This window comes from Pseudomonas sp. S4_EA_1b (assembly GCF_016307435.1).
Lineage (GTDB): Bacteria > Pseudomonadota > Gammaproteobacteria > Pseudomonadales > Pseudomonadaceae > Aquipseudomonas > Aquipseudomonas rhodesiae.
In genome coordinates, this window is sequence record NZ_JAEILC010000171.1 from 651 (window position 1) to 6632 (window position 5982).

The 5982-nt window shown below is 54.4% G+C and carries 9 protein-coding genes; 1 reads left to right on the forward strand and 8 read right to left on the reverse strand.

Annotated elements, in window-relative coordinates; translation table 11 throughout:
• Positions 1–116: 116 nt before the first annotated feature.
• The 6 genes from tnpB to YA0848_RS34625 form a co-directional block, all read right to left on the reverse strand.
• The gene (tnpB, locus tag YA0848_RS36275) at positions 117–452 is read right to left on the reverse strand and encodes an IS66 family insertion sequence element accessory protein TnpB (RefSeq protein WP_010562499.1); all 336 of its coding nucleotides are present in this window, start codon (positions 450–452) and stop codon (positions 117–119) included.
• Positions 449–766 (reverse strand): IS66-like element accessory protein TnpA, encoded by a 318-nt coding sequence (gene tnpA, locus YA0848_RS34605; protein ID WP_010562498.1) that lies wholly within the window; start codon positions 764–766, stop codon positions 449–451. The genes tnpB and tnpA overlap by 4 nt, the downstream gene beginning before the upstream one ends.
• 59 nt (positions 767–825) lie before the next feature.
• Positions 826–1320 carry an inositol monophosphatase family protein gene (locus YA0848_RS34610; RefSeq protein ID WP_017340928.1) on the reverse strand — a complete coding sequence of 165 codons (495 nt, stop codon included), beginning with the start codon at positions 1318–1320 and terminating at the stop codon, positions 826–828.
• On the reverse strand, positions 1320–1622 hold the full coding sequence (locus YA0848_RS34615) for a hypothetical protein (protein WP_003298444.1): 303 nt from the start codon (positions 1620–1622) through the stop codon (positions 1320–1322). Before YA0848_RS34615 ends, YA0848_RS34610 begins: the two co-directional genes overlap by 1 nt.
• A gap of 90 nt (positions 1623–1712) precedes the next feature.
• Positions 1713–3113 carry a DEAD/DEAH box helicase gene (locus YA0848_RS34620; protein WP_003127305.1) on the reverse strand — a complete coding sequence of 467 codons (1401 nt, stop codon included), beginning with the start codon at positions 3111–3113 and terminating at the stop codon, positions 1713–1715.
• Positions 3110–3688 carry a hypothetical protein gene (locus YA0848_RS34625; protein WP_003127304.1) on the reverse strand — a complete coding sequence of 193 codons (579 nt, stop codon included), beginning with the start codon at positions 3686–3688 and terminating at the stop codon, positions 3110–3112. The genes YA0848_RS34620 and YA0848_RS34625 overlap by 4 nt, the downstream gene beginning before the upstream one ends.
• 104 nt (positions 3689–3792) lie before the next feature.
• On the opposite strand from YA0848_RS34625, the gene YA0848_RS34630 reads away from it, so the two are divergent.
• On the forward strand, positions 3793–4014 hold the full coding sequence (locus YA0848_RS34630; protein WP_010562496.1) for a helix-turn-helix domain-containing protein: 222 nt from the start codon (positions 3793–3795) through the stop codon (positions 4012–4014).
• Between the two features lie 132 nt (positions 4015–4146).
• Here the strand turns inward: YA0848_RS34630 and YA0848_RS34635 are convergent, their stop codons facing one another.
• The gene (locus YA0848_RS34635) at positions 4147–4575 is read right to left on the reverse strand and encodes a hypothetical protein (RefSeq protein ID WP_010562495.1); all 429 of its coding nucleotides are present in this window, start codon (positions 4573–4575) and stop codon (positions 4147–4149) included.
• A gap of 2 nt (positions 4576–4577) precedes the next feature.
• A partial coding sequence (locus YA0848_RS34640) for an integrase (protein WP_198731565.1) occupies positions 4578–5982 on the reverse strand: 1405 nt, incomplete at its 5' end.

Sequence of the window (5982 nt, forward strand, 5' to 3'; positions counted from 1 at the left end):
CATCCCCGACGAAACCACCAGGTGTCAGTTGGTCGAGATTGGGCGAGGAAGTCATGCCGCTGATTGTGCCAGAGCAGGCGATCAGCGCAGATAAAGCGATGGGCTAATGGCCGGCGCTACAGCACTGTGATCGCACCGGCTGCACCAACCCGCTGCCAAGGTAAACCGAGCACCAAAGCCTGAAGCTGCTCGGTGTCGAGTTCAACTTCCGAGCCGCGGTGGATGCCTGGCCAGTGAAACTTGCCCTGGTTCAATCGCCGCGCGGCCAGCCAGATCCCTACACCGTCATGCACCAACACTTTCATGCGGTTGGCGCGGCGGTTGGCGAACAGATAAGCACAGTGCGGCTTCGCCGCACCGAATACCTCCACTACACGGGCCAATGCGGTCTCGGTGCCGGCGCGCATGTCCATCGGCTCAGTGGCAAGCCAGATGCTATCGATGCGGATCACGGGGCAAGCCCCCGGACAAAGCGGGCGCAGCCGTCAGGATCGGACACTGGCCATTTCACTGTGACTGACTGCTCGCCAAGCGATAGCTCAATAATCACCGATGCTGCAGTCGGCCGTTTGGGCGTAGCCCTCAATGGAACGAACGCCGGCAACGCCGCGGGTAGCTGATCTCGGTAAAGCGGTAGCCATTTTCGAATGACGTTGGCGTTGATGCCATGGCGGATGGCAACGCTGGAGACGGTCGCACCCGGTTGTAGGCATTCCTGAACGACCTGGACCTTGAACGGTTCGGGGTAAGAGCTTCGTTGGCGCATGGAAATCCTAACGTTAAGGACGAACGCGTCCGCTTAAAAATACGCGGACACCATCGCCCTTAATGCTGGAGTTCGGAAGGTGACTTGGCTGGACGCTTACCCAAGATCGCAGATTGCAGGTCATTATTCACGGGACGACCATTACGCAGTAAAGCCGGTGCACCCTCAGCCCATGCTATGCAGTCAGGACCACTAGGCGTGACGGGGGCGTAAACCACGCCCAGCACTGGCGTTGCGTTATGCAGCAATCCGATAGAAATGGCAGAGCCCGGCCGACGATTGAGGAAGTCGCCTGTTCCATCATTGGGGTCAACAACCCAACTAAATGGGTGGCCTGATAGCTCGCAGCCCGTTTCTTCTCCGACAAAATCGCAATTAAGGATGTGCTTCAGTCGCTGTCGCAGAAGTACCTCGATTTCAACATCGACGTCTGCCTTAAAGCCACTGCCCCTTGGGCCGTCTGGTCTATTAAGCTCTGACTCAATAAGTAGGCCTGCTTCGTAAGCAAGCTGCATGACGGGTTCAAGAAGATCGCTCAGCCGCAGTCCTGTCATCAGCTCTTTTCCCAGTAGTTACCCTTGCTGACCAAGCCAAAATCCTCAGAGGAAAATGGCTGCTCATCATCGAACATGCCATTGACCATACACTCCCGACGCAATCCACTCAGCACCCTGAAAAAGCAGGGCTCGCAGAGATGCACCCGATAGTGCTTTCCGTCATGCTGTGATCCATATCCCCATTGGGCTTCAAGCTTGCCGTATTGAAGGCCATAGCCAGGGATACGAGTTCCAGAGCGGCACACGTCGCAGATCACATCCTCAACGACATCGACCAATGCCTGCGACCTAACCTCCATACGCACCTCACGATTACGTTCCACGCGGCACCGGCCGGTTATGGATTCATGCACACCGGCATCATTCGAGCAGCCTCGACTGGCTGAGCATCAGAAACAAGCCAGTAGCTGCTGCCGGTAATGCTGGGAAAAGCTGACCTGGTAAGCGGGCTCATTTGCAAAGCCACCCAGCGAAATGATGTTCGTAGCCTGCGACCCAATACCAGGTTCTGCGCCACCTAACCCAGCATCGCCGATACCCTTGACATGGCCCGAAGCACCCATCGGTTCAGGCCTTGAGTCTGGATTAAATCCAGGCATCTGCACATCTCTCAAAACGGCCAGGTCATCCGGCAAGTCATCTGCAATTCGCTCCGCAAAGCCCTGAAGCTTCGGTTCTGCCAGCATGAATAGCCAAGCCTGGTCATCCGATTCACCTGTGCGTCGCAGTACCCGTCCCAGCACTTGCCGGTAATGCAGTTCGGTGCGGATACGGCTGAGATAGCAGCACACTTGCAGGCGTGGAATGTCGGTGCCTTCGCTGATCATTCCTACGGCGACAATCCAGCGGCAGGTGTTGCTGCGGAATGCATTGATCACTTGCTGCGCATCCGGGGTTTTGTTGGTCACGATACGGCACTCTTCACCCATTGTTTCCAGAGCCTGGGCTATTTGCTGAGCGTGTTCGATGTCGGTAGCCACCACCAAGCCGGCGGCATCAGGCTTGATCTGGCGTAGCTCGTTGAGCTTGCTGTAGCCAAGGTCGAGGATTGGATTGATCACGTCGTCATGGCGCAGCAGTTCCTCATAGGTGACAGGTGACTCCCCCAAAAGCTTGGCGATGCTGGGAAACAGCCTGACGGAGCTATCCGCGCCAAGTTCTTCAGTGAGTTTCACCTTCTGATTATCGAGCAACACAATGCGAGGGGATCGGCACACGCCGTCGGCAATGGCGTCTTTCAAGCCATAGCGGTAATCGCAGATCAAATGCCCTTCGGGCGACGAATAGCGAGCCAAGGCAATGGCCTTGTCGTCCGAACGCCAGGGCGTGCCAGACAGGGCCAACGTGAAGACAGCGCGATCCTGTATCCGGTGCAGTATCTGCTGCCCCCAGGCATTGCTGAGGAGCGGATCGTGGCCGGCGCAATGGTGGATTTCATCGAAGACCACAAGCACCCGGTAGTCATCAAGAAGCTGCCAGAATCCCTCATCACGGTATTCCATGGCCTGATAGGTATAGGCCGCCCCCACGGCACCCATCTGGCCATCGAGACGTCTGCCTAGCACTTCCGAAAAAGTCGAACGAAAACCCTCCACGACCTGGCAGGACGGCGCAAAGCACAGCACCAGGTCAATTCTGTCCTGCTGAAGCAGTCGGCTGGTCAGCTCCGCGGCCATGCGCGTCTTCCCGGCTCCCGGCGTTGCCTGGCAGAAGAAGTGCTGCGTGACGGTAAGGTGCTCCAACGCCTTGGTGATGCAGCTGTTCTGCCAGCTGCGTAGCGATCTGCTCATCGTGGCGCTGCGAGCGTTTTGAGGGTCTTTTCTATGGCGCGTAAATGGCCCAGAAGGCGAGAACTGCGATCCCTGGCCTCCAGGTAATCGCCTTCAACCTTGTCGCGCAAATGCGGCATCTCGTCCAGAAGCAGCTTGAATCGCTCTGCCTCGCCCATTGAAGTGAGAAAGTCCAAGCGGATTTCCTTGTGGAGCGCCTCCAACTGCAAATCCGTATTGGCCGGCAAAGCCTCCACGTCGCGTACCGCCGTGTCTGGTTCGGGCACTCCGGCAGCCATAAGGCTGCTCTCAAAACCGTTGTCGATCAGTTCCAGTTGTAGGTGTGCCGGAATCGGCTGCAGGTGGTAGACCTGTCCTCGGACACGACGGTCCTCGTCCAGTGCAACCCAGCCCGCGCGCACTAGTCGACGGATCTGCTCATACACATAGCGTCGCACATCGGCGATACGGAAATGTGTGCCATTCAGGCGAGCAGCATAGGCATCGCGCAGTTCACGGGTCGTAAAGGTTGTACGCCCTGGCTCCTGAAGCAGCTCATACAGACGCCTGTCGAAGATAAACGAGGCCGATTTCATTGAGGCACCAGAAGAGTTAGCGCGAAAGAAATGCGGATTATAATCCGTGGCCTGTGCGTCCGCAAACGCACGATAGTGCCGCCTCAAGTTGAATTGAGACGGTCATGGATAAGTTGGCGAAAGCGTTAGGGGAACGCATCCGAGTGCAGAGGAAGGCCTGCCGGATTTCCCAGGATGCACTGGCGCTGGCGTGCAATATCGACCGCAGCTACGTAGGGCGGATCGAACGTGGCGAGGTCAACATCACCGTCGAGAAGCTGTATCGCATCGCAAGCGTGCTTGCATGCGATCCATGCGGCCTACTGCCTCAGGCGTCAGAGCTTTAGCCCACCTGATCGACGCTGGCGCTCAAGAAGGCTTGAAATTGCATTAATGCTGTCGGCCCTAACCTCATTATCCAGACTACTAGCTAGAACATTCCCCGACGCTTGTGATGCTGTCGAGGAGGCGTAAATCTATCAATGATGTAGCCGAACCCGGCGTGACTTGTTCTGACGCTCAGCTAGTTCCAGTTCTCTCACGCGCGCCCATAGCTGGAGGTTCTGTGTAAGCGCTCGATCACGCTGCGAACTGACCATCGCCAGCTCTTTTTCTAAAAACAAAACTTTATCTGCTAAACGTTTAATGCTTTTACCACTTGATGAGCCGCAGCCCTTGTCAGCCTCAGCACGACAAGCCTCGATCTTTGCGAGTAATGGCAAATGTGTTTTGCGAGACTTTTTCAGATAACCACGGTCAAATCCAGCCTCATGACTGACGATGCTCGCGGTAAGTTTGGATAGGTCTAGCCCTACATGCTCGGGCATAAAAGGCTTCCCATCGAGAAGGCGCTGCAAAGCTTCCTGACAGGCACCAACCCCCTTGCTTATTCCTTCACCAGACTTCATGACTAAAGCTCCACAGTGTCGATCAGGCGAGTCTTGAAAACCATTAGGCGCTCAATATCGCCCTTCACAATTTGATATTCGCCTGAGTCTTCTGCGTAGTTTGACAACTCGTTTTTCGCATCCTCAATGGCCGCACTTAACCTGGAGGGCTTGATAATCGCACCCTCGCAGGACAAACATTCAGTATAGTCACCGAGCATGAAGGAATCGCAGCGGCCCACCTTGGTGCAACCACCGAGTAGCGTTGGCCGATAGCTAATTGCACCGTTCTTCACCCGAAGCTCTGTATCGGCACGAATATCTTCAATCTTTATCTCGCCAGCTTCAACACGTTCTTTCTGCCTCTGCATGTATGAACCGGTGCCACCAAACAGCGGTTCTTCTTTGAACAGCAGATCTGCAATCAACTGATTGGCCACCGACATCGGCATGGCCATCTGGAACTCGAAAGCAAAGTGGTTATATGGTAGCACGAAGTCTATTTTCTTCTCGTCATAGTAGCCAAAAATGGTGCGCAAGTTATCAAAGCCATTCGCATAATAGCGCGCCATCTGAATGGTCATATGCTTGAACTGCGCTCGCAGAGTCGGTAGCGAGAGAAAGCCGCTACTGCTTCCATAGAAGGCCAACGAACGTCGGAATTGATGGCTAGTCAGCGGCCAGGGCTGGCCTACTGCAAAATCTGGCTCATTGTAAAAGTCACGAGAAGGGTCGCTCTGAGCCAACTCTTGTAAATCCTCTGATTGAATCGATAAGGATTTCAAAGCACTGCCCATCGTTGCTCTCAATGTAAAGTCTGTTACACCAACTTCTGCACAATTCTTCGTTTTACACAGGACGGACGGATTGATGAATAGCGGACAACGATCATCCAGTTCAATCCTATAGAGCCGGGCTAAACCACGACAAATCGCCTGGCCAACCTCGACCGCCTTGACGACTTCGCCTGCCGCGAACCATGCGCTTTCTTTCTTGTAACCGCTAAACTTCGTGGTAGTCGATAATATGTGTACTGATTGCGGTTGATCGCGCATAAAACCTTGATCATCAACCACTGAACATCTCACGACTTGATCAGATAAGCAGTTATAAGACATACGCATCACCTCTTGATCACGCATGCCGGTATATAGGTGTATCACCATTCTCACCACATACTGCATCTTGAGAAGGACTCGCTGCAGCTTTCTCTTTTCGGAACAGGCAAACTCACCGACAAAAACCGCAGCCAGACCATATTCCTCTATTGCTTGCTGAATACCGGGGCGATAGCGCGACTTACCACCAACCCCCAAAGATTTTTGACGGTGCGGAGTAAGACCGAAATACTCATCAGCAAAGCACGATATAAATGAATCAATATTCCCAACACCCAAGTAAAGATGATCGAGCAGGTCGCCACAAATA

Coding starts and splice junctions, on each gene's coding strand:
- tnpA (WP_010562498.1), bottom strand. CDS start 766: ATGCGCCAACGAAGCTCTTACCCCGAACCGTTCAAGGTCCAGGTCGTT.
- YA0848_RS34610 (WP_017340928.1), bottom strand. CDS start 1,320: ATGACAGGACTGCGGCTGAGCGATCTTCTTGAACCCGTCATGCAGCTT.
- YA0848_RS34615 (WP_003298444.1), bottom strand. CDS start 1,622: ATGGAGGTTAGGTCGCAGGCATTGGTCGATGTCGTTGAGGATGTGATC.
- YA0848_RS34620 (WP_003127305.1), bottom strand. CDS start 3,113: ATGAGCAGATCGCTACGCAGCTGGCAGAACAGCTGCATCACCAAGGCG.
- YA0848_RS34625 (WP_003127304.1), bottom strand. CDS start 3,688: ATGAAATCGGCCTCGTTTATCTTCGACAGGCGTCTGTATGAGCTGCTT.
- YA0848_RS34630 (WP_010562496.1), top strand. CDS start 3,793: ATGGATAAGTTGGCGAAAGCGTTAGGGGAACGCATCCGAGTGCAGAGG.
- YA0848_RS34635 (WP_010562495.1), bottom strand. CDS start 4,575: ATGAAGTCTGGTGAAGGAATAAGCAAGGGGGTTGGTGCCTGTCAGGAA.